Annotated in this window: 21 protein-coding genes; 8 read left to right on the top strand and 13 right to left on the bottom strand. The window is 60.9% G+C overall.

From position 1 onward, the window contains the following. Positions 1-293 precede the first annotated feature (293 nt). The gene (locus tag ACRC0P_RS01675; RefSeq protein ID WP_438627886.1) at positions 294-1,574 is read right to left on the bottom strand and encodes an aminotransferase class V-fold PLP-dependent enzyme; all 1,281 of its coding nucleotides are present in this window, start codon (positions 1,572-1,574) and stop codon (positions 294-296) included. A gap of 150 nt (positions 1,575-1,724) precedes the next feature. Between ACRC0P_RS01675 and ppsA the strand changes: the two genes are divergently transcribed. From ppsA to fnr, 4 genes are all read left to right on the top strand, one after another. Beyond that, entirely contained in the window at positions 1,725-4,166 is a 2,442-nt protein-coding gene (gene ppsA / locus ACRC0P_RS01670) for a phosphoenolpyruvate synthase (protein ID WP_438627884.1), read from the top strand. Between the two features lie 117 nt (positions 4,167-4,283). Continuing rightward, positions 4,284-4,979, top strand: a complete 696-nt coding sequence (locus ACRC0P_RS01665; protein WP_438627882.1) for an OmpW/AlkL family protein — start codon at positions 4,284-4,286, stop codon at positions 4,977-4,979. Between the two features lie 19 nt (positions 4,980-4,998). Then, positions 4,999-6,381: an oxygen-independent coproporphyrinogen III oxidase gene (gene hemN, locus ACRC0P_RS01660; RefSeq protein WP_438627880.1), complete on the top strand. Its 1,383-nt coding sequence runs from the start codon at positions 4,999-5,001 to the stop codon at positions 6,379-6,381. 75 nt (positions 6,382-6,456) lie between these two features. Further along, positions 6,457-7,254, top strand: coding sequence for a fumarate/nitrate reduction transcriptional regulator Fnr (fnr, locus tag ACRC0P_RS01655; RefSeq protein ID WP_438627878.1), 798 nt, complete (start codon positions 6,457-6,459; stop codon positions 7,252-7,254). 43 nt (positions 7,255-7,297) lie between these two features. On the opposite strand, the gene ACRC0P_RS01650 is transcribed toward fnr, so the two are convergent. After that, positions 7,298-7,705, bottom strand: a complete 408-nt coding sequence (locus ACRC0P_RS01650; RefSeq protein ID WP_438627876.1) for an STAS/SEC14 domain-containing protein — start codon at positions 7,703-7,705, stop codon at positions 7,298-7,300. A gap of 160 nt (positions 7,706-7,865) precedes the next feature. Between ACRC0P_RS01650 and trhP the strand changes: the two genes are divergently transcribed. Beyond that, positions 7,866-9,182 (top strand): prephenate-dependent tRNA uridine(34) hydroxylase TrhP, encoded by a 1,317-nt coding sequence (trhP, locus tag ACRC0P_RS01645; protein WP_438627874.1) that lies wholly within the window; start codon positions 7,866-7,868, stop codon positions 9,180-9,182. A 5-nt stretch (positions 9,183-9,187) separates the two neighbouring features. On the opposite strand, the gene ACRC0P_RS01640 is transcribed toward trhP, so the two are convergent. Continuing rightward, on the bottom strand, positions 9,188-11,920 hold the full coding sequence (locus ACRC0P_RS01640; protein WP_438627872.1) for a cation-translocating P-type ATPase: 2,733 nt from the start codon (positions 11,918-11,920) through the stop codon (positions 9,188-9,190). Positions 11,921-12,104: 184 nt separating this feature from the next. On the opposite strand from ACRC0P_RS01640, the gene ACRC0P_RS01635 reads away from it, so the two are divergent. After that, complete coding sequence (locus ACRC0P_RS01635) at positions 12,105-12,302, top strand: acyl carrier protein (RefSeq protein ID WP_438627870.1); 198 nt, start codon at positions 12,105-12,107, stop codon at positions 12,300-12,302. 38 nt (positions 12,303-12,340) lie between these two features. After that, a complete protein-coding gene (locus tag ACRC0P_RS01630; protein ID WP_438627868.1) occupies positions 12,341-14,638 on the top strand; it encodes a heavy metal translocating P-type ATPase in 2,298 nt (765 codons plus the stop codon). Positions 14,639-14,647: 9 nt separating this feature from the next. On the opposite strand, the gene ACRC0P_RS01625 is transcribed toward ACRC0P_RS01630, so the two are convergent. The 10 genes from ACRC0P_RS01625 to gap all read right to left on the bottom strand — a co-directional run bounded on the left by ACRC0P_RS01625 (position 14,648) and on the right by gap (position 23,108). Further along, entirely contained in the window at positions 14,648-15,538 is an 891-nt protein-coding gene (locus tag ACRC0P_RS01625) for a F0F1 ATP synthase subunit gamma (RefSeq protein ID WP_438627866.1), read from the bottom strand. Between the two features lie 10 nt (positions 15,539-15,548). Beyond that, on the bottom strand, positions 15,549-17,024 hold the full coding sequence (locus ACRC0P_RS01620; protein WP_438627864.1) for a F0F1 ATP synthase subunit alpha: 1,476 nt from the start codon (positions 17,022-17,024) through the stop codon (positions 15,549-15,551). Continuing rightward, a complete protein-coding gene (locus tag ACRC0P_RS01615; RefSeq protein WP_438627862.1) occupies positions 17,017-17,772 on the bottom strand; it encodes a F0F1 ATP synthase subunit delta in 756 nt (251 codons plus the stop codon). The genes ACRC0P_RS01620 and ACRC0P_RS01615 overlap by 8 nt, the downstream gene beginning before the upstream one ends. Positions 17,773-17,784: 12 nt before the next feature. Beyond that, positions 17,785-18,054 carry an ATP synthase F0 subunit C gene (gene atpE / locus ACRC0P_RS01610; protein WP_183457260.1) on the bottom strand — a complete coding sequence of 90 codons (270 nt, stop codon included), beginning with the start codon at positions 18,052-18,054 and terminating at the stop codon, positions 17,785-17,787. Further along, a complete protein-coding gene (locus tag ACRC0P_RS01605) occupies positions 18,047-18,745 on the bottom strand; it encodes a F0F1 ATP synthase subunit A (protein ID WP_438627860.1) in 699 nt (232 codons plus the stop codon). The genes atpE and ACRC0P_RS01605 overlap by 8 nt, the downstream gene beginning before the upstream one ends. Positions 18,746-18,748: 3 nt before the next feature. Then, complete coding sequence (locus ACRC0P_RS01600) at positions 18,749-19,024, bottom strand: AtpZ/AtpI family protein (protein WP_183457264.1); 276 nt, start codon at positions 19,022-19,024, stop codon at positions 18,749-18,751. A 79-nt stretch (positions 19,025-19,103) separates the two neighbouring features. Further along, positions 19,104-19,520: a F0F1 ATP synthase subunit epsilon gene (locus ACRC0P_RS01595; protein ID WP_438627858.1), complete on the bottom strand. Its 417-nt coding sequence runs from the start codon at positions 19,518-19,520 to the stop codon at positions 19,104-19,106. Further along, a complete protein-coding gene (gene atpD / locus ACRC0P_RS01590; protein ID WP_438627856.1) occupies positions 19,517-20,917 on the bottom strand; it encodes a F0F1 ATP synthase subunit beta in 1,401 nt (466 codons plus the stop codon). The genes ACRC0P_RS01595 and atpD overlap by 4 nt, the downstream gene beginning before the upstream one ends. A gap of 304 nt (positions 20,918-21,221) precedes the next feature. Beyond that, complete coding sequence (locus ACRC0P_RS01585; RefSeq protein WP_438627854.1) at positions 21,222-21,755, bottom strand: hypothetical protein; 534 nt, start codon at positions 21,753-21,755, stop codon at positions 21,222-21,224. A 351-nt stretch (positions 21,756-22,106) separates the two neighbouring features. Further along, on the bottom strand, positions 22,107-23,108 hold the full coding sequence (gene gap, locus ACRC0P_RS01580) for a type I glyceraldehyde-3-phosphate dehydrogenase (RefSeq protein ID WP_438627852.1): 1,002 nt from the start codon (positions 23,106-23,108) through the stop codon (positions 22,107-22,109). Positions 23,109-23,402: 294 nt separating this feature from the next. Here gap and ACRC0P_RS01575 point away from each other — a divergent pair, with 294 nt between their 5' ends. Beyond that, positions 23,403-24,242, top strand: coding sequence for a mechanosensitive ion channel family protein (locus ACRC0P_RS01575; protein ID WP_438627850.1), 840 nt, complete (start codon positions 23,403-23,405; stop codon positions 24,240-24,242). Positions 24,243-24,369: the final 127 nt, after the last annotated feature.

Here is a 24,369-nt window from a genome sequence, read left to right as displayed (position 1 = left end):
AAAACTATAGACCAGTAGACGGAATCTGCCTTGTTTGGGATCAATAATACGGAAGAAAGGCAGGCCCTCAGGTTGAAACAATGGCCAATGCAGGGAGTCCTCGCAGCGTCGGGTGTCCGCTGGTCAGACCAAACAGGTCTGGACGGAATGGCACTGACTTAAGCACAAATAGCCTTATTTGTAGGGTGGATAAGCGAAGCGCATCCACCAGTTACAAGGCCTGGGGCTGCGGATGCGCTTCGCTCAGGGGCAGAAGCAGCTCGGGACAGGCAGCCACAAGGACCCACTTGGTACTAACTCCCCAACTTTTGCAGTGCCTGCAACACGGGTTCGACTTCTGACATGGAATTGATAAGTCCCGGTGCGATTCGCGCGTATGAGGGGCTGTAAGGGGTGGTACTGGCAACGATATTGCGCTCCATTAACCGATCCACCACCTGCTCGGGTGACATCCCATCGACTTCAAAGCAAATGGTTCCCGCAGAGAGGTTTTCCTCCATGGGGGTATGCAGCTTCACATGAGCCATCCCGGCCATCCCTTCCTTGAATTTCCGGTTCAGGGAATGAATGCGATTAGTGACATGAGCCCTGCCGATCTCCCGGTGGAACTCAAATGCTTGCGTCAGCGCCCACAGATGCTCAAAAGGCTTGTATCCGCCTGGCGACATAGTCTCTCCCCACCCTTCACCATGCGAAAAAGTGGGAATGGTCGGTGACACAGCCGCCTGGGATTGGGGAGCCCCCCAGACAATCCCCGTCCCACGGGGACCAAACATCCACTTGTGCGTTCCGGCGATAAAAAAATCACAGCCCAGCGCACTGATATCGATGTCTTCGACCCCCAGGCCATGGACTCCGTCGACAAAGAGCAGCGCCCGGTCATCTTCATTGCGGTTTCTATTAATCTCTACAAGAGCATCGGCCACACCCCGGATGGGAAACTTCAACCCTGTACTCGAGTGGACCCAGGTGAGTGCAATAACCCGCGTATTGGGGCGAACCTCTGCAATCAGTCTCTCCACAATCCTGCTTTCGGAGACAGGCTCGACTCCCTGGTAGAGGGGGATCTCCCGTACAGAAGCGCCCGAACGGGCTGCCTTATAACGCAAGGACGCATGGGTAGAGTAATAGTCGTGATCCGTGGTGAGCATTTCCTGGTCTTCCCGGATCTTCACTCCATTGTATACAAGAGCCAACCCCATGGTAGTGCTGTCGGTCAGTGCAATATCGTCGCTTTCCACTCCCATGTACCTGGCCGCAGCCCGCCGCACTTTCCGTTGAAGCTCCGCGTTATTATCCAGCACATACACTGCCGGATTTTCATTGAGCGCTTTCCTATGCTCCTCGATGGTCTTGCGGACAGGATCGGGATTAGAGGCAATCAGCAGGCCAGCAAGGTGGATGTGGTCGGGAGACAGCGCAAAGCGCGCACGTATACTCTCCCATTCATCGGAGCCTTTTTCCGCGCCCTGGCCATCGGCGGTCGATTTTCCGCAAGCAACAACTCCCTGAAGGGTGCTGGCGGTTGCCCCCAGCCCTAACGAAAGCAAAAAATCCCTGCGGCTCAATGTCATCCCAATCACCTCCGTCGGGAGTAGCACTATCGCGGGGCACCGGGAAACTATAGACCAGCAGCCGGGAGCCGCCTCGGCTATGGTCAAAGATACAAAAGAAAGATGGGCACTCAGGTTGAAAGAAAGGACAATCCCGGAGGTGCATTCGCAATGCCAGGTGATCGCTATATCCGCTGGTTCGACCAAATAGGCTTGGACGACGTCCCCCTGGTAGGAGGCAAGACCGCATCCCTCGGGGAAATGTACCGGGCCCTGGGTTCACAGGGAATTCACGTGCCAAACGGATTTGCAGTTACCAGTGCTGCCTATCGCGAGGTTCTCGATCGCGCCGACCTCTGGAAGCCCCTCCGCCGGCTGATGGAAAAGACACAGAAAGATAACAGCCAGGCGGAAATCGCCAAAGAAGCACGTACCCTGATCTACGATGCGGGTCTGCCCGATGATCTGTGCGAAGAGATAAGCCGGGCCTATCTCGACCTCTGCGAGCAATACGGCCCGGGGTTGCGGGTGGCGGTGCGCAGCTCCGCCACTGCGGAGGACCTGCCGAATGCCAGCTTTGCGGGGCAGCACGACAGTTTCCTGAATATCGGCGACAACGACGGGCTGCTCGACGCCTGCCGCCACTGCTTCGCCTCCCTGTTTACCGAGCGCGCTATCAGCTATCGCGAGCGCAACGGCTTCGATCACTTCAAAGTCTTCCTGGCCATCGCGGTAATGAAGATGGTGCGCGCCGACCTGGCCGCCAGCGGAGTCATGTTTACCCTGGATACCGACAGCGGCTTCCGCGACGTTGTCTTTATCAACGGGGCCTACGGCCTGGGTGAAAATATCGTCCAGGGTACGGTGGACCCGGACGAATTCTATGTGCACAAACCCACCTTCGAACTCCGCCACCGCTGCGTGCTGCGCCGGGAACTCGGCGCCAAGCAGCAGACTCTGGTGTGCGACGAGGATATCAACAGCCAGGAAATGCACAATATCGACACACCCGACGAACGCCGGCGGCACTTCTGCCTCAGCGACGAAGAGGTCCTGACCCTGGCGGACTACGCCATCCGAACCGAAAAGCTCTACAGCGACCGGCGCGGCAAAGAATCCCCGATGGATATCGAATGGGCCAAGGACGGCGACGACGGCCAGCTCTACCTGGTGCAGGCGCGCCCGGAAACCGTCGCCTCGCAAAAAAAACGCAGCCAGCTGGAGCGCTACCATCTTACCGAAAAACCCGATAAGCAATCCGTGCTGGCTCGCGGGCGCGCCGTCGGTGCCAATATCGCCAGCGGCAAGTTGCGCAAAATAGACAACGCCAGGCAGCTGGTGGACTTTCACGAAGGCGAGGTGCTGTTTGCCGAAAGCACCAGCCCGGACTGGGGTCCCGCCATGCGCCGCGCCGCCGCGGTGATCACCGTACGCGGCGGGCGCACCTGCCACGCCGCCATTGTCGCGCGCGAATTCGGTATTCCCGCCGTAGTGGGTATCGGCGGCGAAAGTGGCAATTTACGCGACGGAGAGACTGTCACCCTGTCCTGCGCCGAAGGGGATATCGGCAAAGTCTATGCCGGAGAAATTCCCTTCGAGGTCACCACCACCGAACTGGAGAGCCTGCGCAGGTCGCATACCAAAATGATGATCAACCTGGGCAGCCCGGATCAGGCCTTCCGCCTCAGCGCCCTCCCCTGCGACGGTGTCGGCCTGGCGCGCATGGAGTTTATCGTCAACGAATACATCAAGGCGCATCCGATGGCACTGCGATTTCCCGAGCGGGTGGAGGACGAGGAGGCGCGGCGGCGGATCGCCGAGTTGACCGCCCTGCACGAGAGCGGGGGGGATTTCTTTATCGAAAAGCTTTCGGAAGGCATCGGCACCATCGCCGCAGCCTTCTACCCGCGCCCGGTGATCGTGCGCACCTCGGACTTCAAGTCCAACGAATACGCGCAACTGATCGGCGGCAGTACTTTCGAGCCCAAAGAGGACAACCCCATGCTCGGCTTCCGCGGCGCCGCGCGCTATACGCACGAGGCCTACGAAGCGGGTTTCGCCCTGGAGTGCGCCGCGATCAAGCGCGCGCGGGAGATGATGGGGCTGAAAAACATCAAGGTGATGATCCCTTTCTGCCGCCGGATTCCGGAGGGTGAAAAGGTGCTCGAGGCCATGGCGAATCACGGCCTCAAACAGGGCGAGGAGGACCTGGAAGTCTATGTAATGTGCGAGATCCCCAACAACGTGGTGCAGATCGATGCGTTCAGTCAACTATTCGACGGCATCTCCATCGGTTCCAACGACCTGACCCAACTGGTGCTGGGGGTGGACCGGGATTCGGATATCGTCGCCTTCGATTTCGACGAGCGCGACCCCGGCGTGCTGGAGATGATCCGTTGGGCCATCGAGGGCGCGCACCGCAACGGCATCCACGCCGGTATCTGCGGCCAGGCGCCGTCGGACTATCCCGAAGTGGCGGAATACCTGGTGCGCCACAGCATCGACTCCATCAGCCTCACCCCCGATGCACTGCTGAAAACCATTGAAAAAGTGGCGGTGATAGAGGAAAACAGGAACGCTTCTCTCAAGACAGGCGACGACACGGCTGGTTGACCTGGATCAAGGGGCGCCCCCCCTCGACCGACTAACCTTTGCGCGTCCCCCCGGCCGGGCCCCACAGCCCCGCTGCCGGGAGCAGAGCTTGTGAAACGTCATCATTTGGAGAAGCTGATGAACACGTTAGTAAAAAGCACCGCATTGAGCGCCGCCATCGCCCTGTCCGCTCCGGCATTCGCCTATGAGCAGGGGACAACAATCTTGCGTTGGGGGGCCGCCGGGGTCAATCCAGACGTCAGTTCAAGCGCCCTGTCGCTCTCCGGAACCCCGCTGCCCGGAACCGCCGCTGATGTGGACAACGGCACGGCTCTCGGCATCACTGCTGCCTACCTGTTCCGGGATCACTGGGGAGTGGAGCTGCTGGCCGCCACCCCCTTCAAGCACGAGCTGAGTGCGAAGGGTCTGGGAGAGACCTTCGACCTGGGAGAGACCAAGCACCTCCCCCCCACACTGATGTTGCAGTGGTTCCCGCTGGACGCGGCTTCTTCGGTGCAACCATACGCTGGCCTGGGAGTGAATTACACGAAATTCTTCGAGGAGAAAATCAGCGGTGAAGCCGATGCGGTTTTCGCCAGCCTCGGCGCCACCAGCGGCGCGGATCTCTCACTCGACAGCTCCTACGGAATCGCCGCGGAGGCCGGAGTGGATTTCGGCTTCGGCGCGCAAAAACAGTGGATGCTCAACCTCGCCGTCTGGTGGATCGATATCGATACCGAGGCGAAGGTAAATGTACCCGGTGTGGGCACCGTGACGGCCGATGTCGAACTGGACCCGCTCGTCTATATGGCCGGCCTGGGCTACCGCTTCTGACTTCTGTGGTTTTCCCAAAATGACACAAGACCCCAATCGCCTGCGCTCCGATCTCTCGCCGGAACTGCTGTCCCGCTACGGCGGCTCCTGCCCGCGCTACACCTCCTACCCCACGGCGGACCGGTTCGCCCCCCTGGAGGGGGCGGAGCCCTGGCTCGCCCTGGAGAATATCCGCAGGCTGTCACTGTACGTGCATATCCCCTTCTGCCACTCGCTGTGTTACTTCTGCGCCTGCAACAAGGTAATCACCAACCAGTACGGGCTGGCTTCGGACTACCTGGATTGCCTGCTGAAGGAGGCGCGCTGGTACCGCGACCGGGTGGCCAGGGCGCCGGTGGTGCAACTGCATCTCGGCGGCGGCACGCCCACCTTCCTCAACGACAGCGACCTGCGGCGCCTGGTGGAGGGGCTGGGGGAGGTGTTCCAGCTCGGCTCCGGCGACGCCGTCGAGTACAGTATCGAGGCCGACCCGCGCACGCTGGAGCCCGATACTTTGGTCACCCTGCGCGAACTCGGTTTCAACCGTCTGAGTCTCGGCATCCAGGACTTCAATACCGACGTGCAGCTGGCGATCAACCGACTCTGCTCCCCGCAGCAGGTGAAGGACTTGACCACCGCCGCGCGCGAGAACGGATTCCGCTCCATCTCCTACGACCTGATTTACGGCCTGCCCCGGCAGACGGTCGCCGGCCTGCAATCCACCCTGGACAAAGTGATGGAGCTCGCGCCGGACCGCATTGCGCTTTACCACTACGCCCACCTGCCCCACCGTTTCAAGGCACAGCGACTGATCGACACCGACACCACACCGGGGCCGATGGAAAAAATCGCCATGCAGCTGGCAGCGGTTGCGGCGCTGGAAAACGCCGGCTACGAATTCCTGGGCATGGACCACTTCGCCCTGCCCGGCGACGAACTGGCCCGGGCCGCCCGCGCGGGCCGGCTCAAGCGCAATTTCCAGGGCTACACGGTGATGCCCGCGGACGCACTGGTGGGGCTGGGAGCCTCCGCAATCAGCTACAGCGCCGACGGCTACTGGCAGAACCTGCACCGGCTGAAAGAGTACTCCGGGGCCATCCGCGAACAGGGCTTCGCGGCTTACCGCGGCTGGCAGCTGAGCGAAGATGACCGCCTGCGCCAATATGTAGTGATGGAGTTGATGTGCCACCTGCGGCTGGATAAAGAGCAAGTATCCCGGATGGCCGGAGCGCCCTTCGATGAGTTTTTCCGCGGAGATCTCGCGCGCCTGCAGCCCTTGTTCGACGATGGGCTGGTGGAGCAGGACCGAGACTACCTCCGCATCACCCCCCGCGGCCGCTGGTTCACCCGCAACATAGCCTCCGCGTTTGACGCCTATCTGCACGGCAGAAGTACGGAAACGGAATACTCGAAGGTTCTCTGAACAACGACGGCAGATCGAGGTAGGGGCCGGCATGCGGGCGCGAATGACTGACAAAAAACTCCCAGGACAATAAGCATGAACAGCGCTACAATGCAGCGACACTTGAACCCGGTTCCCGATTCTCCGATGAGCGAACGCCCCATATCCGTACGCTGCGGCGACTGCGCAGTCAAACGTCTATGCCTCCCCGCCGGCCTGTCGGAAAACGACATCGTCCGGCTGGAGCGGGTGACCAGAGCGAAAAAAGTCGTCAAGGCCGGCGATTGCCTGTACCGGGCGGGAAACCCCTTCACCGCCCTCTACGCCATCCGCTCCGGCAGCTTCAAGTCCACCATTATCGCCGCCGACGGCGACACCCAGGTGACCCACTTTTCCCTGCCCGGCGAGCTGCTCGGCCTGGACGCCTACAGCGGACACACCCATCCCAGCTACGCGGAAGCGCTGGAAGACAGCTGCGTGTGCGTACTGCCCTTTAACCAGTTGGAAACACTCGCACAGGACGTTCCGACACTACAGCGGCATATCTATGCGATTTTTTCCGAGGAACTGCGCGGCGAGAACGAAATCCTGCTACTGCTCGGCAAGCGCTCCGCAGAGACCAGGCTGGCCGCGCTATTGATCAATATCTCCAGCCGGTACGCGCGCCGCGGCTACTCTTCCAGCCGCTTCCTGCTGTCCATGCCGCGCACCGACATCGCCAACTACCTCGGGCTGACCGCGGAAACCGTCAGCCGGCTGTTTTCCCGTTTCCAGAAAGGGGGGCTGATTCAGGTGGAAGGCCGGGATGTAAAAATCCTCGATATGGTAGGGCTCAGTGAACTGGCGGGAACCCACTGCAGTTACGACGACAGCGAGTTGTCCGCCCGGCAATAGGGCCCCGCGCTGGGCGTGCAGCGCCATAGATCGCAAACAGGCTCTAAGCGGGTCGGGATACAACCACCGGCCAGGACAGCCATTCCAGCGCCGCATCGCGGTCTTCGAAATAACGCGCCTCGCCTGACGCAAACCACGAAGCAATGCCGGACGTCACCAGCCCCCAGTTGGAACGGCCCAGAATGGCAATTCTGGAGAATTGATTTCGGTAGCCCAGTTCCAGGGTGAAGTCCTCCCAGGCGGTGTACTGCTCCCACCCCAAAAAATCCGTTGCGTCGAGAAAAACATTCACCTGCGGATGCGCCACCCCGCGCAGTGCGCCGTCAATAATCGGAGCCAGCATTTCATAATCGGCATGACCGAGGTTACCGGAAGCCTTCAAACAGAGAAAGAAATCCCATTGGACTCTCTCGATGCCGATGGATATGCCATGGTTGGTCGTGGATATCACCCTTCCTCCTCCATTCCGTTTGCCGGTGCCGCAATTATTTCAGCGAGGGCGGCCGGACACTTGATTTGGATCAAGTGGCGGGCGGCTTTCAGCTGTCTGCGCCCTGTTCCTTGAGTAAAATCCGCGCCCGTCCAGACTTGTCCACCAACGGTTTCCATCCATGAACACCGAACTCCTCTCCCCCGCCGGCACACTGAAGAGCATGCGCTACGCCTTTGCCTACGGCGCCGATGCCGTCTACGCCGGCCAGCCCCGCTACAGCCTGCGGGTGCGCAACAACGAATTCAACCGGCTGGAAAATCTGGTAGCGGCCATCAATGAGGCCCACAGCCAGGGCAAACGGTTTTACCTGGCCAGCAACATCGCTCCGCACAACGACAAGGTTCGCTCCTACCTGCGGGACCTGGAACCGGTGATCGCCATGGGCCCCGATGCCCTGATCATGTCCGATCCGGGCCTGATCATGCTGGTACGGGAACGCTGGCCGGAACAGGAGATACACCTGTCTGTGCAGGCCAATGCGGTGAACTGGGCCAGCGTGAGGTTCTGGGGCCGTCAGGGCATCCGCCGCGTAATCCTTTCCCGAGAACTGTCCCTCGATGAGATCGAGGAGATTCGTATGCTGTGCCCGGAAGTGGAGCTGGAGGTATTCGTACACGGTGCCCTGTGCATCGCCTACTCCGGCCGCTGCCTGCTGTCCGGCTATATGACCCACCGCGACTCCAACCAGGGTGCATGCACCAATTCCTGCCGCTGGGAATACAACGCCCACGAAGCCCGGGAAAATGCCGGCGGCGACTTGATCGCTGTGGAACCGAAGGCTTTCGATCCGAGTGCCGACCAGGTATCGCCGCTACTGTTGCAGGAGCGCAGCCGGCCGGAGGAATACATGCCCGCCTACGAGGATGAGCACGGCACCTATATCATGAACTCGAAAGACCTGCGCGCGGTGCAGCATGTGGAACGCCTGGTAAAAATGGGAATCCACTCACTGAAGATCGAGGGCCGCACCAAAAGTCATTACTATGCAGCGCGCACTGCCCAGATCTACCGCCGCGCCATCGACGACGCCCTCGCTGGCCGGACCTTCGACATGCGCCTGATGGGCGAACTGGAACACCTGGCCAGCCGCGGCTACACCGAGGGTTTCTACCGCCGCCATATTCCCAGCGAGTACCAGAATTACGAACAGGGAAACTCAAGCAACACCAGCCGGCAATTCGTGGCCGAGGTCATTGGCTGCGACGCCGGTTGGCTCACGCTTGAGGTGAAAAACCGTTTCGAGGTGGGCGACAAAATGGAGTTGATCACCCCCCTGGGCAATCTGCGTTTCAATCTGCAAGCGCTGGAGGACCTTCAAGGCAGGACTGTAAACTCTGCGCCCGGTTCCGGCCACACCGTCAGAATACCCCTGCCCGCCCGCGTGGCACTGGCCGGGGACGGCGGTTTCGCCCTGCTGATGCGCTATCTCAAATAAGCGGCTTATTCCCTGATACTGTTCTCGTGATCCCGCCTTTTGGAAAAGAGCAACAGCAACTGCATCGTCGCCAGCTGCAACAACGCCACCGACAGCAATGCTCCCCAGTGCGCAAGACTCACGGGGGAGACCCCCAGTACGCCTTGCATCAACGGTGAATACATGGCGAGGATATGTATCACCTGTGCGGCCAGAGTGCCCAGAAGCAGAACCGGGTTGTTGAACAGCGGCTGCCGGAATATCGAGCGGTTTTCCGAGCGGCTGTTGAACACCTGGACGTTCTCGAACAGCACCATCAACAAGAGCACACTGTTGCGCGCCGCCTCGACTTCCCAGCCCTCTCGCAGCAGCCAACTGAAACAAAAAAAGCCGAGGCCGCCCATCACCATCCCCGAAACCACTACCCGGCGCACCATCAGCGGATTGAACAGCGACTCGCGGGGCGACCGCGGGGGTTTTTGCATCTCGTCGCCTTCACCGGGTTCCAGCGCCAGCCCGATGCTCTGCAGGCTGTTGGTCACCAGGTTGAGCCACAGTAACTGCACCGGCGTTAGTGGCAGGGGTAACGCAAATGCGGAAGCCAGCAGAAACAGCACGATCTCCGCCGCGCCGGTGGAAACCAGGAAAAAAACCGTCTTGCGGATATTCTGGTAGGCAATCCGCCCCTCCTCCACCCCCGACACCACCGAGGCAAAGTTGTCGTCGGTGAGCAGCAGATCCGCGGACTCCTTTGCCACATCGGTTCCCCGCCGCCCCATGGCCACTCCGACGTGGGCGGCCTTGAGCGCCGGCGCATCGTTCACCCCGTCGCCGGTTACCGCGACAAATTCCCCCTGGCGTTGCAGCGACTGCACGATGGTGAGTTTCTGTTCCGGCGACACCCGGGCATAGACACGGGTGCCGCCGGTCAGCGCATCCACCGCCTGCCCTCCCCGGGCTTCGGCGTCCGCCAATTGCATACCGGTGACCGCGGTTTCGCCCTTGCCGGCCAGCCCCAGTTCCCGCGCAATACTCAGGGCGGTGTGCGGATGGTCTCCGGTCAGCATACAGACATTGATTCCCGCCGCCCTGCACTGTGCAATCGCGTCGGGGGCCGAATCCCGCAGCGGGTCGAACATGGCCACCAGGCCCAGCAGGCACAGGTTTTCCAGATTGTCCGCGGCAAAGGAATGCCGGTTGTCCCAGCTTCCCTCAGCCATCGCCAGCACCCTGGCTCCCCTGCCCGCCAGCTCCTGCATGCGCGCCAGAGCCAGCTTCCGATCCAGCGGAATGTCGCCATCCGCACCGGCCATATGGCTGCACATCGGCAGCAGCTTTTCCAGCGCTCCCTTGACGCAGACCAATTGGCGCCCGTCATCGCGGTGCAGCGTGGCGGCAAAGCCGAGTGCCGGTTCGTAGTGAATCTGGGCCTGCAGCGGGTACCGGTCCAGCAGTTGGCCCGGGGCCTGGTGGTTTTTGTGCGCGAGCACCAGCAGCGCCTGATCCACCGCATCGCCGCTGCCGTGCCACTGGCCGCCCTCCAACTGGCGCAGCTCGGCCTCGTTGCAGAGTGCCGCCACACGACTGAGCCGGGCCAGGCGTTCGGCATCCCCGGGCTGTACCTCACCCTCCAACGGCAGGCACTCCCCAATGGGTTCTGTACCGCCGCCGGTCACATGGAATCCGCCCCTATCGAAAAAAGCCACTTCGCGGGCCACCAGCTGGTTCAGGGTCAGGGTTCCGGTCTTGTCGGCGGCGATCACCGTGCAGGAACCGAGGCTCTCCACCGCCACCAGCTTGCGCACGATAACGTGGCGCTTGACCATCCTGCGCATACTGACGGACAGCACTATGGTGAGCGCCATCGGCAGCCCCTCGGGTATCGCCGATACCGCCAGCGCCACCGCCGTCATAAAGATCACCAATACCGGCGTGCCCCGCGCGAGTTCGATCATCGCCAGCAGCGCCACGGTGATCAACAGCGCGACCGTGAGCCTTTTACTGAAGCGCTCGATACGCTGGAACAGCGGCGGCCTGACTGTCTCGGCGCTTTCCAGGCTGAGACTCAATCGCCCCATCTCGGTGTTCAGACCAGTACCCACCACCAGGCCCCTGGCCCGCCCCGCGGTAACCAGGCTGCCGGCGAAGCACTGATTGCGGCGTTCCGCCACCGGTGTATCGACATCGCAAATGGCCTGGCTGTCCTTATTCACCGGCAGTGATTCACCGGTCAGAAAGGATTCATCCACCTCCAGGCCCCGGGCCTCCAGCAAACGCAAGTCCGCTGGCACGCGATCTCCGGACGACAGCAGCACGAGATCCCCGGGCACCAGTTGCCCGGTGGCCCGCTCGACGATTTCCCCGTCGCGCAATACCCGCGCGTGGCTGACCAGGAGGTTGCGCAGGGCCTCGGCGCTGCGTTGTGCGTGATATTCCTGCAGTGCTCCGATAAGCGCGTTGAGCAGCAGGACCAGGCCGATAAACGTTGCGTCGATCAGCTCCCCCACGCCGAGTGAGACGACTGTGGCCGCCAGCAGTACATAGATCAGCGGGCTGACAAACTGGCGCAGGAACAACCGCCAGAAACCCGGCAGTTGTGGCACGGGTAGCGCATTGGTGCCATAACTGGCAAGGCGGCGCTCCGCTTCCGCCACGGCAAGCCCGTCGCCCCCTGTATCCAGCCGAACTATTAATTCCGGCAGCGACAGGAAATGCCACGGTCGCTGATCGTGCGTATCGTGCTCGATGATTTTGGGCATAGGGGTTAGAAGTCAATGTGCAAAGCAATGGATGTTTGCTTTTGCAACATTAGCAGCCTGTCGGCGGAAGATCCCAATTAAACGGATACCTCAACGCCGAGATAGACCGCCTGTTACAGGAGCAGGAAAAGTAAATTATGAACCGCGAGGAAATCGAGGCCCTGGTCCTGGAAAATTTCTTCAAGTGGCACCGGATATCGACCCCGATCGAGTTGACCCGGAAATGCGTATCCGCGACCAGCACGACTTCGACTCGATGTACCTGCTGAATTTCACCATAGCGCTGGGCAGGGCGTTGCAACTCGATATTCCGGAAAAGGATTATCCGAAACTGTCGAGCCTGGACAGCGCGGTCGATTACCTGGCTGCGCAACTCGGCTGAGCGGAGCATCTTCTCCAAAACCATTCAGGCTGGCAGTCATGGATGTGACGAAACTCTCGCGCAACTTTCACTCGACGCTGGCGATAATCGTGGCCCTGCTTCTGGCCATCGGCGGCCTGGCCTGGATGTTGGGTGCATCCGCCGCCCCTACGTGGATCACGGCCACCGCGCTGATGCTCGCAGTGGCGATCTTCGAATGCGCCCGCGCCCTGCTGCATCGCCGGGCCGGCGTGGACCTGCTGGCACTGCTGACCATGGCCGGGGCGCTGTTGCTGGAGCAGTATCTCGCCGGGGCGATCATCGCCTTTATGTTCGCCAGCGGCCGCTCCCTGGAGGAATATGCGAGGGGACGCGCGCGCCGGGAACTCACCGCGCTGATCGAGCGCGCCCCGCGGATTGCGCATCGCTATGCCGATACGGGCATCGAGGATATCGCGGTCGATGCGGTACGGGAGGACGACCGGCTGTTACTCAAGCCGGGGGAAACCGTTCCCGTCGACGCCCTGCTACTGTCCGAGTCGGCGCAGCTGGACGAGTCCGCGCTGACCGGCGAATCACTGCCGCGCCGCCGCGCCCGCGGGGAGCAGCTGCTGAGCGGCGTCGTCAATGCCGGAGGCCCGGTTGAACTGAAGGCGCTGAAAACCGCCGCCGACAGCACTTATGCAGGCGTCGTGCGTATGGTCGAGGAAGCCCAGACCGGCAAGGCCCCCTTCACCCGGCTGGCCGACCGCTATGCGCTGCTGTTTGTACCGGCCGCACTGGCCGTCGCCGGAGCGGCCTGGCTTCTCTCCGGCGATCCTGTGCGCGCGTTGGCGGTGCTGGTGGTGGCGACTCCCTGCCCGCTGATCCTCGCGGCGCCAGTGGCCATTGTCGGTGCGATTTCACAGGCGGCCAGGCGCGGCATTCTGATCAAGAACGGCGCGGCCCTGGAACAGCTCGCCAGCGCGGAAATCATGCTGTTCGACAAGACCGGCACCCTCACCACCGGCCAGTCGCGCCTGGTGGCAATCGAAACCAGACAAGACGTCGGTCCCGATGAATTACTGCGGCTCGCCGCATCCCTGGACCTGGCCTCACAGCACATCACCGCCCAATCCCTGGTGGCGGAAGCGCGCCGGCGGGGATTGGCACTCAGCCTGCCGGAGCAGGTCCGGGAAACACCTGGCGAGGGCCTGCGCGGGCAAGTTGAGGGCCGCGCGGTTGCCGTAGGCAGCCTTGGGCTGATTCTGCGCGGCAGCAAACCGGATGCCTGGGCACAGGCAGCCCTGAAACGCATGGCCTTCCAGGGCCTGTCCGCCGTCTTCGTCGGTCTGAACGACGAGCTCGCCGGTGTTTTGCTACTGACCGACCAGATCCGCCTGGAAACACCGCGCGCGTTGCGCGAACTCCATCGGGCCGGTATCCGCCGGACCGTGATGCTGAGCGGAGACCGGCGGGACGTTGCGGAAACCGTTGCCACCGCACTGGGCATAGATACCGTGCTCGCCGAGCGTTCACCGGCGGACAAGGTTTCAGCGGTAAACGCCGAACGTAGCCGCGGAATCACTGCCATGGCGGGCGACGGAATCAACGACGCCCCCGCCCTGGCCGCCGCGCATGTAGGTATCGCCATGGGCGCGCGGGGCGCCGGCGCCTCTTCGGAAGCCGCCGACGTGGTGCTGTTGCGCGACCGCCTGGACCGCCTGCCCGAGGGGCTGCAAATTGCCCGCCGCGGCCGCCGCATTGCCCTGCAAAGCGTACTGCTGGGCATGGCGCTCTCCGGCATCGCCATGATATTCGCCGCCTTCGGCTACCTGCCTCCGGTGGCTGGCGCCCTGCTCCAGGAGGGCATCGACGCAATTGCCATCCTCAATGCGCTGCGGGCACTGCGTGCCGCCCCGGAGTTGCGCGCCGCGCCCGCCCTGCCAGAGGAGATAGCCACCCGTCTGCAAGAACAGCACGACCTGCTGCAACCGGTACTGGACCGCATCGAAGCGGCCGCGAACGCGCTCAATACCGGTTCCTTCCGGGATGCCGGGGCCGAGCTGAAAGTGGTGGATGAGATGATTCGCGAGAAACTCCTACCTCATGAACGGGAGGATGAAGAGAAACTCTATCCGATGCTCGCCGGAATAATCCGCGGGTTCGATCCACTGGGGGCCATGAGTCGCACACACCGGGAGATTTTTCGCCTGGCGCGCCGCTACCAATTGCTGACCGCAGAGCTGGCCGATACCCAGCCCGCCGACTTCCAACTGCGGGAAATCAGGCAGCTGCTGTTCAGCCTTGTCGCCATCCTCCGACTGCATTTTTCCCAGGAGGAAGAACTCTACTTCACTTTAAGTGACACCCGATAACGCTTGGCATCAGTGATCGCCCTCCCGGGATTTTTTCTGCGGTGGCCGTTTTGCGCTGTCGGCGTTCAGCAGTATCACCTCGATTTCCTCGGTGATCTCCTCCTGGCGCAGCTGGTTGCCCCTGCGGCGCAGCGCTTCCAGTTTTTCGTCCAGGTAGCGCTGCGCGCCTTCCAGGTGTTGCATGCGCTGCTGGTTTTCCGCCATCAGGGAGACGTAGAGTATTTCGTGCAGGGCCGCGAAAAGGTACTGCTCCACCAGCTCGCGCAGAAAGTCGCCGGGTGCCAGGTTGAGCCTGGGCGCAAAGGGGAATTTTTCCGGCGCACTGCGCAGCGATTCAAACGGGGGCAGCAGTTCGCGCACGGCCACCTCCTTCCGCTGCGGGTCGTGATAGAGCACCGCCAGCGCTATGGCGCCCCCGGTCTGCAGTTCCGAGAGGCGGTTCACCAGTTGCAGCAGTGGCGCGCCCACCTCGTCCAGTACCGCTGCACCCTCGACGGCCGCCAGCAGCAGCGGATGTTCTTCCAATTTGACGCACAGCTTCTGCCCCCAACCGATAATGCCCGCTTTTGTGCTGCCGCCATCCACAGGCTCTTCCGCCAGGCACCGATGCAAACGCTGTATCAGGCTTTCGTTGAAGTTGCCGCAAAAACCCCGCTCGGAACCGATCAGCAGGTAGATGCGCCGCAGTTGCCGCGCCTGCGGCGGGGGCAGTGCCTGCGGAAAAAAGCTGAGGAAGTCCGCGGCGGCGGCGCGCATGGTTTCCACCGCGCGCCGCTGGCTGTCGAGAAAACGCCCCAGGCGCCGCACCTCGATAAAAGCCATCGCCTTCATGGCGCTGACAATCTCGCGTGTCTCGCCGAGTTGCTGCCCATGGCGCTGCAGCTCGCGGCGACGGCTCACCTCTCTCCCCTCACTTTTGGGCTCCCGCGGCACTCGGCAGCCAGTCCTGCGCCAGCGCCACCCACTGCTCGCGCGGGTCGTCCAGCTGCAGGCCGCTGGCCTCCACCCTGCCCCGCAGCCCTGCCATCAGCTCCCGTACCTGTTGCGGCTCCACGCCGTCCAGCAGGCCGTCATTAAAGGCGATCATCCACGCCAGTTGGAACTTGATCGACAGCGGCGCCAGCCGCTCCTGCTTGAGAATCTCCCGCAGCACGCGGCCGCGGCGGATGGCTTTTTCCATGCCCGCCTCCAGCCTGGCGCCGAAGCGGGTGAACATTTCCAGTTCGAGAAACTGCAGGTAGTCGAGTTTCATCCGTCCGGCCTCCCGCTTGATGGCCGGGTGCTGGGCTCGGCCGCCGATGCGGGATACCGATTTGCCGATGTCGATGGCCGGGCGGAAACCACTGCTAAACAACTCGCGATCCAGGTAGATCTGACCATCGGTAATGGAGATCAGGTTAGTGGGAATATAGGCGGCGATCTCTCCCTGTTTGGTTTCCACGACCGGCAGCGCGGTCATACTGCCGCCGCCCTGTTCTGCATTGAGACAGGTGGCCCGCTCCAGCAGGCGCGCGTGCACGGAAAATATATCGCCGGGATAGGCCTCGCGCCCCGGTGGCCTGCGTAATAAGAGCGAGAGTTCGCGGTAGGTCTTGGCGTGGGTGGAGAGATCGTCGTACACCACCAGCGTATGCAACCCCCTACGCATCCAGTATTCGGCAATACTGCAACCAGCGAATGGTGCCAGGTGTTGCAGCCCCGGCAGGGTGCTGGCCTCGGCCACCACCACGGTGGAAAAATCCAGTGCGCCGTAGTCGCGTAGCAGCTCGATAGTGGTGACCACTGCCGAGCGCTTCTGGCCGATCAGCACATAGACGCAATAGACTTGCTGATCCCGCTGGTTGATCACCGTGTCCAGTGCCAGTGAGCTGCGCCCGAGGCCCTCGTCGCCGATCAGCAGTTGCCGCTGGCCGCGGCCGATGGGAATCATGGTATCCAGCACCTTGCTGCCGGTATACAGCGGCCGGTGCACAAAATCGCGCTGTCTAATTGCCGGCGAAGGCATTTCCAGGCGCCCCCAGTCGGAACACTCGGGCGCGGCGCCGCCGTCGAGGGGATCACCCAGGGGATCTATCACCCGTCCCAGCAGATCATCGCCCACGGGGATGCCCAGTTTCTTTTCATACAGGCGTACGGCTGTGCCGGCGGTGAGATCCCGGGTTTCCCTCAACAGTATCGCGCCCACCAATTCGCCTGTGAGATCGAAAACCTGGGCGCGGCTGCCGTCGGCAAAGTCCAGTATGTCATCCATGGCCGCTGTGGGCAGCCCGCTGACCCAGGCGATACCGTCGCCTACCGACACCACGCGTCCCAGCTCGCGAATGCGCAGTTGAGGGCGGTAGCTCCTCAGCCAGTCCTCCCGGCGCTGCAGCAATTCGTTATTCACGGTCTGTATCCCACGCTATCCGCGCAAACCCCCGCAGTTCATCACGCACATTTGCACCCAGCACCCAGGGACCGATCACCAGGCGCAAACCCGCTATCAGATCGCTGTCCTCTGAAAAATGGCAGTGCACAGTGTTCTGCAACATTTGCTGCAAGCCATTTCGGATTTGTTCGCGCCGGTTGGCGGACAAGGGAAAGGCACTGGATACTTCCAACGGCTCTCCAGCCGCGGGCAACTGCCGTCGCAGTTCCACCAGTCGATCCTCCGGCAGTTCCGCCAGCGAGGCCAGCAGCAGTTGCTGAAGATTCCTTTCCAGTTCCGGGCCGGCGGCCTGTTCCAGCAGGCGCGCGGCGAAGTGGCTGCCCTGCTCCAGCGCCCGCTGTTGCAACTGATGGCGCTGTTCCCGCTGGCGGCGCTGCTCGATCACTTCGGCCTTCTGTCTCTGCTGTTGCAGGGCCTCCTGTAATGCCTGCTCCAGCTGCGCGCGCTCGGCTTTCATCTCCTGTTGCAGATCTGTCCGGGCCCGCTGGCGTTCGCGCTCCCAATCATTCATGCGGCCCTCGTACTCCCGCTGCAACCGCTCGGCCTCCTCCCGCATTTTCTCCGCTTCCGCCAGGCGCTGTTCGATATCCTGCCGGCGGCGTGCGATAACGGATTGCAGCGGCTTGTAGAAAAACCGCTTGAGTATCCACACCAGCACCAGGAAATTGACGATTTCCAGCAGGAAGGTCGACCAGCTGAGTTCCATGCGGAAATATCCCTACGGTTTGATGAGATATTCCAGCAGCGGATTGCGAAACAGCACGATCAGCGCGATCACCAGCACATAGATGGCCAGGGACTCGATCATCGCCAGGCCGATAAATAGGGTGCGCATGATCGAACGCTCCGCTTCCGGCTGCCGCGCCAGCGCGTCCAGCGCGCTGCTGATCGCCCGCCCCATGGCGTAGGCCGGCAGCAATACGCCGATCGCCATGCCGAGTATCGCGGCGATGGTTGAAAGCAGCGCAAACCAAGTCATATCACTCATGGCGCTCTCCTTGTGGTGGTTGCCTGAGCTGTTGTGATTGCAGGCCGCCGGCAACGTAAATCAGTGCCAGCATGCCGAAGATATAGGCCTGAACCAGGGCTTCGACAATGTGCAGCATCAGTATAGGAATTGGCGCCAGAAAACCGGCCACCAGCAAAATCAGCAGCGCAGCCATTTCCAGGCTCATGATGTTGCCGAACAGGCGCACCGCCAGGGCGACAGTGCGGGTAACTTCACTGATAAGGTGGAACGGCAGCAGTATCGGGCTCGGGGTCAGGTAGTGGCGCAGATAGCGTTTCAGTCCCTGGCTGCGGATTCCGAACCAGTGCACCGAAAGGAATACCAGTATTGCCAGCGCCGCGGTGGCGGAGAGATCCCGCGTGGGCGAATGTACGCCGGGAATCAATCCGCAGAGATTGGCCACCACCAGGAAGATCCACAGGCTGGCAATAAACGGCAGCAGCAGCTTGACGTGATCCGGCGCCACCGCGCGAATGGCGCCCTCCATCGCAATCACGACACCTTCCGCCAGGGTCTGCAGCGCACCCGGTTGCAGCCGGAGGCGGCGCGACAGCAGCCAGGCCGCAGAGCCGATGGCCGCGACAATTGCCCAGGTGGTGATCACGGTGCCGGTGATCTGCAGCGGCCCTATGCGAAAAAGTATCGAGGGAAATAACTCGCTACCGTCCATTCACTACTCCCGGATCAACAGATACACATTGAAGGCGCCCACCACCAGGCCGACGAAGATCAGGCTGAGAGTCCAGCGGGTGGAATAGCCGGCGGTCAGGCTGTCCAGCCAGTTGCCCAGATAGGCACCGCCCACCACCGGCAGCACAAATACCAGGCCCAGGGTGCCGATATAGATGGTCTGCGCGAATAGTGTCGGGCGCTCGCGCTCGGCCTGCTTCATGCGCTTGGCCTGGCGCTCAACTTTTTCACGCAGCTGTTTGTCCCTGTCCGTTGCCATAGAAACAGTAATGTAGGATGAGCAAAGCGCAGCGTGCCCATCACGGGCTGGTTGATGGGCACGCTGCGCTTTGCCCATCCTACGTATTATTAGCGCCTGGCGACTGGCGCCCTACCTCCCAAAGCCGACGCAAAATGGATTCCTCCATCCGGCGCAGACTTTCTTTCATTGCGTGCAGATCCCGCTCTTCCGCCAGAAGCTGCTGTTGCAGAAGCCCAGAAATGCGCTCGTAGTCGCTGTCGATCAGGTAGCGGCGGGCGCAAATCTGCAACTGGTTGTCGAAAAAATAGAGCAGTCCACCGGGCAGCGCCAGATACTGCCAGCCCTTTCCGCCGCGGCGAAAACGCGCCAGGCCAAATACCAGGGCGGTCATTGTGCGCATATGCCCGGCGAGGATGCCGAAACTGCCGGAGGCGTCCTCACCGACGAAGGAAATGACGCCGTCAATCCGCTGCTGTTCGGTGGCGGACAGAAGTTCCAGGCTAAAGGTTTTCACCGCGCGCCTTCCCGCATACCGCCGCGCATATAGCAGTCCTCCTCCGACAACTCGTCGTAGTCGCCGCGCAAAAAAGCTTCGCAATCCTCCAGTGTTTCCCGCAATGGCACCGAGACGCCGGCGATACCTGTGTGGGAGGCGGTGACCATAAACGGCTGGGTCAGGTAGCGTTGGAGCTTGCGCGCCCGCAGTACGATGCGGCGGTCCTGCGGCGACAGCTCCTCGATGCCGAGCATGGCGATAATGTCCTCCAACTCGCGATAGCGCGCCAGGTGTTCGCGCACCTCCTGGGCCACCACGTAGTGGCGGTCGCCCAGGGTATGCCGGTCCATTACCTGGCTGCTGGATTGCAACGGATCGACCGCGGGGTATAAGCCCTTTCCCGCCTGCGCCCGCGACAGCACCACCGAGGAATCCAGGTGGCTGAAAATGGCACTCACCGCTGGATCCGTCATATCGTCCGCCGGCACATAGACCGCCTGCACCGCGGTAATGGCGCCCTCCCGGGTGGAGAGAATACGCTCCTGGAGCTCCGCCACCTCGCTGATCAGCGTGGGCTGGTAGCCGACGGTGGCGGGCATGCGCCCGAGCAGGCTGGAGATCTCACTGCCCGCCTGCACAAAGCGGAAAATATTGTCCATCACGAACAGCACTTCCTTTTGCAGGGTGTCGCGCAGGTATTCCGCGTAGGTCAGCGCGGACAGGCCGACGCGAAAGCGGACCCCGGGCGATTCGTCCATCTGCCCGAAGGTCATCAGCGTCTGTTCCATTACCCCCGCCTCGCGCATCTCGTGCCAGAGTTCGTGGGCCTCGCGAATGCGCTCGCCGACGCCGGCGAATACCGACACACCGCTGTGCAGTGCGGCCACCGCGTGCATGAACTCCATTATCAGAACCGTCTTGCCCACCCCGGCACCGCCGAACAGACCGGTCTTGCCACCCCTGACAAAGGGGCACAGCAGGTCGATGACTTTGATTCCGGTTTGCAGAATGGCGCCGGTGCCCACCGCGTCCCACAGTGCCGCGGGCGCGGCGTGAATATTTCGGTAGTCCTGTGCCGCAAGCGGCTCGCCGTCATCCAGCGGCTCGCCGAAGATATTCAGCAGCCGCCCCAGGCAATCCGGGGTGACCGGCACATGCAGTGGCGCACCGGTGTCGAATACCGGCATCCCGCGGCTCAGGCCGGCGGTGCGGTGCAGAGTGATGGCGCGCGCATGTTTCTGGTCCAGGTGCTGGTGAACTTCGAACAGGTAGGTTTCGTGGTCGAGGGATGCGCGCAACGCCTGGCGCAGCGGTGGCAGCCGTGCACAGCGAATCACTACCACCGGGCCGTGTACCTCGGCGATGAAGCCGATCTGCACTTGGGAGCTGTCTGCCGCTGTTTCCGTTTCGGACATATGTTGCCTCTAAAACCAGAGAGGCACTTTGTAGAAGCCTGCTTGCAGGCGAACATTACATTGCATCTTGTTAACGGCCTCGTTCGCCTGCAAGCAAGCTCTTACAACGGCAAACACTTCAACAAATCCAGGCGGAGGCAGGTTTAGCCGCATTCATATCTGTGTCTCATCTTCACTTTGACTAGGTTTTCCATAGGTGCGTACAGAGGGAGCGATCAATTCCTCATCGCTATAGGCGAGTATGCCGCACGACGCTCCTTGAACCTCACGGCGCATTGATATGACGTACGCACACTATTTCTAATTAATCGTTAGTAGGACAATTTCCCGCCTGCTCACAAGTCTCTTTATCTACCTTCTTGATACACCATTGTACCGTGCCACTTCCAGTACAGTCTGAACCTGTGCAGAACTGCCAGTAGTTATTTATGCCTTTGTGCCATTTTCCGCACCATTCGGTGTAATTATCAAGAACTAATTCATTGATTCTTTGGTTTCCCGTATCAGTGCTCACAACTTTAAGCCCTGGCTTTTCTATATCCACGGAAAACCGCATCACTTTCTCATTAGAATATAGATCTATAATTCCTATTTCCCCTTGAGTAGACGTATTCATCGTTAACTCGGACAGATAGTATTTATCCAGAAGCTCACTTCCCTGAGCTTCAAGAAACAGAAGGTCAATGGGAGTGGAAACTCCTTGCTTGAACATCTCAGAAGGTGACACTATATCTGCTGACAACTCTGTCTTATCCGCATGTCTATCGCAGCCACTAATAACGCTCGAAATGAGAAGTAGATAAACAACCGTAATTTTTCGAAAATTAAATGTATGCACAGCTTTCTCCTTATTTAACTGAACCCTGGATTGATTAGAAAATATATCTACACTATGATTGACTGAAATAGTATAAACACGCTACATTTATTTCCCTCCTACCTAAGATTTCCCTATCCATACCGTTAGCGCCGCAGTCTCGGGTCAAGTCAGATTCCTTTGTTCCACCGGCCATGGCTATATCTCCTAAAATCATCGATCCGTAATCAAAATATATCATCCTGGAAAATTCTTCTGATGCACAAAATCTTTGGTAACAATTTTTACCAATTAAGAATTCTTAGGAGCCTTCTCTCAGAAGAATTTTCGGCGCTTTTCTATTAACTTTCTTGTTCACCTGCAAGTAGGCTCCTACATCGGCAGGCGCTCCAGCAAATCCAGGCAGCGGCAGGCGTAGCCGTATTCGTTGTCGTACCAGGACTGCACCTTGACCAGGTTGCCCTGGGCACGGGTGGAGAGGCTGTGAATAATCGCGGAGTGGGGATCACCGATAATATCCGAGGAAACCAGATCCTCTTCGCTATAGGCGAGAATGCCTTTGAGGTCCCCCTCCGCGGCCGCTCTGAACGCCGCATTCACCTCCTTGGCGTCGGCGGCATTGCGCAGCTGTGCGCTGATATCGGTGAGGGAGCCGTCCGCCACCGGCACCCGCACCGCCAGCGCGCTCAGGCGGCCCTTCAGCCGGGGCAGCGCCAGGGCGGTGGCGGCATCGGCACCAGTGGCAGTGGGGATAATGTTGATCGCGCCGGCGCGGCCGCGAATTTTCTTGCCCGCTGCCGTATCCACCAGGCTCTGGGTGGCGGTATAGGCGTGTACCGTGGTGACCAGTGCCTGCTCTATGCCGAAGGCTTCATCGAGGACTTTCAGCGGCGGTGCCAGGGAGTTGGTGGTGCAGGAGGCGTTGGAAATCACCTTATGGTGTTCGGGATCGAAATCGGAGTCGTTCACCCCCAGGACCAGGGTTATATCTGCGTCGGGTGAAGGGGCACTGATTACGACACGCCGGGCACCGGCTTCGAGATGCTTGGCCGCACCCGCCCGCTTGGTAAAGTGACCGCTGCTCTCGATTACCACGTCGACCCCCTCCTCGCTCCAGGGAAGCTTCGCGGGGTCCTTTTCCGCGAAGAGTGGCAGCTCCAGTGCGCCGACCACCAGTTTGCCCTGCTCACCGGACACTTCGAAGTCCGCGCGGCCGTGTATTGAGTCGTAGCGCAGCAGGTACAGCAGGTTCTTCAGGGGCATGGGGTCATTGACGGCGACAAGGTTGAAACGCTTGAAACCGCCCTGCAGGTAGCGGCGCAGCAACAGCCTGCCGATGCGCCCCAGTCCATTGATTGCTACTTTTTTCATCATATCCGCGTTGTTTGAGGTAGATGGCACCCAGTCGAGTGCAGCTCCCTGTAGGGGCCTGCTTGCTAGCGAATAGATGGGCTCTGTGCCAGCCGCCGTTCGCCTGCAAGCAGGCTCCTACAGGGAAGTAACATTTCCCGGGGCAACCCCAGGCTTGACCAGGTGCGAGGCAAGTGAAAGATTCCGACCTCAGCATAGCCGCCCCCTCTCCCCCTCGCCAACGGAAGGAATTTTCTCGCGCCTGCGATGGGTTTATCCTGTGTGCCTCAAAATCCAATCACCCGCTGTGGAGCTGCAATGCTGGAATCCCTCCTGGAAAACAAACTGGTTCTCACCCTGGTCGCCGTCTCCGTCATCCTGTTGTTGCGCTGGTTGCTGTCGTTTTTCTTCACGCGCCGGAGCTGGCCGAAACAGGATGTGCGTCGGCGTATCAACACGGTGCACAATATCGGCAACCTGTTGCTGGTGGTGACGGTTATCGCCATCTGGGTTTCCGAACTGCGGGACTTCGCGCTCTCCATCGCCGCCTTCTCTGTTGCGATCGTCCTGGCCCTGCGGGAGGTGGTGCACTGCTTTGTGGGTGGCGTCTACCAGGCGGGAATGCGCTCCTTCACCGTGGGAGACTGGGTCCAGATCGGCGACCAGATGGGCGAGGTGATCGACAGCGACTGGCTGAGCACCACCCTGCTGGAGGTAGATCCCAAGGGCCTGGGCAACGGCTATACCGGCACCACGCTGTTTATTCCCAACAGCGCGTTTTTCTCCCAACCGGTCAAGAACCTCAACTTTATGCGCCGCTATATCGAGCACAGTTTCTCCATCGTGCGCGAAAGCAAGGGCACCAATCCCCTCAAGGCCAAGGCGTTTCTAGTAGAGCGGGTACGGGAGCACTGCGAAGCCTTCCGGGAGGTGGCGGAGCGCTACTGTAAAATGATCGAACACCGCATGGGCGTCGAACTCGCGGGCCCGGATGCCAAAGTGAGCTTTACCACCAACGAGCTGGGCCACGATGTGGTAACCGTCGCCCTCTTCTGCCCCCGGGAGGAAGCGACCGATATCGAGCAGCGGGTGATCGAGGATTTTTACAGCTTCTGGTATGGGGAGCCCCGGGACGAGGAAGCCGCCGCGTCTGCTTAGAACCTGTTTAGGATTTCGCTAAGAACTTTCCAGGTCGGGAGGGGTGCCTCTTTCCGGGACCGTATGAGGCAGGGACGCCGATTACGAGCGTACAGGGATGTATTCACAGCGTGTCCCGGAAAGAGGC

The organism is Microbulbifer sp., from assembly GCF_051659245.1.
GTDB lineage: Bacteria > Pseudomonadota > Gammaproteobacteria > Pseudomonadales > Cellvibrionaceae > Microbulbifer.
The sequence above is the reverse complement of the archived record's forward strand: the minus strand, read 5'-3'. Positions and strand labels throughout refer to the sequence as shown.

Bases quoted from the DNA above. Each gene is read 5' to 3' on its own strand.
- ACRC0P_RS01605 (WP_438627860.1), bottom strand. From the start codon at position 18,745: ATGGACGGTAGCGAGTTATTTCCCTCGATACTTTTTCGCATAGGGCCG.
- trhP (WP_438627874.1), top strand. From the start codon at position 7,866: ATGAACACCGAACTCCTCTCCCCCGCCGGCACACTGAAGAGCATGCGC.
- fnr (WP_438627878.1), top strand. From the start codon at position 6,457: ATGAACAGCGCTACAATGCAGCGACACTTGAACCCGGTTCCCGATTCT.
- hemN (WP_438627880.1), top strand. From the start codon at position 4,999: ATGACACAAGACCCCAATCGCCTGCGCTCCGATCTCTCGCCGGAACTG.
- gap (WP_438627852.1), bottom strand. From the start codon at position 23,108: ATGATGAAAAAAGTAGCAATCAATGGACTGGGGCGCATCGGCAGGCTG.
- ACRC0P_RS01630 (WP_438627868.1), top strand. From the start codon at position 12,341: ATGGATGTGACGAAACTCTCGCGCAACTTTCACTCGACGCTGGCGATA.
- ACRC0P_RS01675 (WP_438627886.1), bottom strand. From the start codon at position 1,574: ATGACATTGAGCCGCAGGGATTTTTTGCTTTCGTTAGGGCTGGGGGCA.
- ACRC0P_RS01615 (WP_438627862.1), bottom strand. From the start codon at position 17,772: ATGGAACTCAGCTGGTCGACCTTCCTGCTGGAAATCGTCAATTTCCTG.
- ppsA (WP_438627884.1), top strand. From the start codon at position 1,725: ATGCCAGGTGATCGCTATATCCGCTGGTTCGACCAAATAGGCTTGGAC.
- atpD (WP_438627856.1), bottom strand. From the start codon at position 20,917: ATGTCCGAAACGGAAACAGCGGCAGACAGCTCCCAAGTGCAGATCGGC.
- atpE (WP_183457260.1), bottom strand. From the start codon at position 18,054: ATGAGTGATATGACTTGGTTTGCGCTGCTTTCAACCATCGCCGCGATA.
- ACRC0P_RS01640 (WP_438627872.1), bottom strand. From the start codon at position 11,920: ATGCCCAAAATCATCGAGCACGATACGCACGATCAGCGACCGTGGCAT.
- ACRC0P_RS01600 (WP_183457264.1), bottom strand. From the start codon at position 19,024: ATGGCAACGGACAGGGACAAACAGCTGCGTGAAAAAGTTGAGCGCCAG.
- ACRC0P_RS01575 (WP_438627850.1), top strand. From the start codon at position 23,403: ATGCTGGAATCCCTCCTGGAAAACAAACTGGTTCTCACCCTGGTCGCC.
- ACRC0P_RS01665 (WP_438627882.1), top strand. From the start codon at position 4,284: ATGAACACGTTAGTAAAAAGCACCGCATTGAGCGCCGCCATCGCCCTG.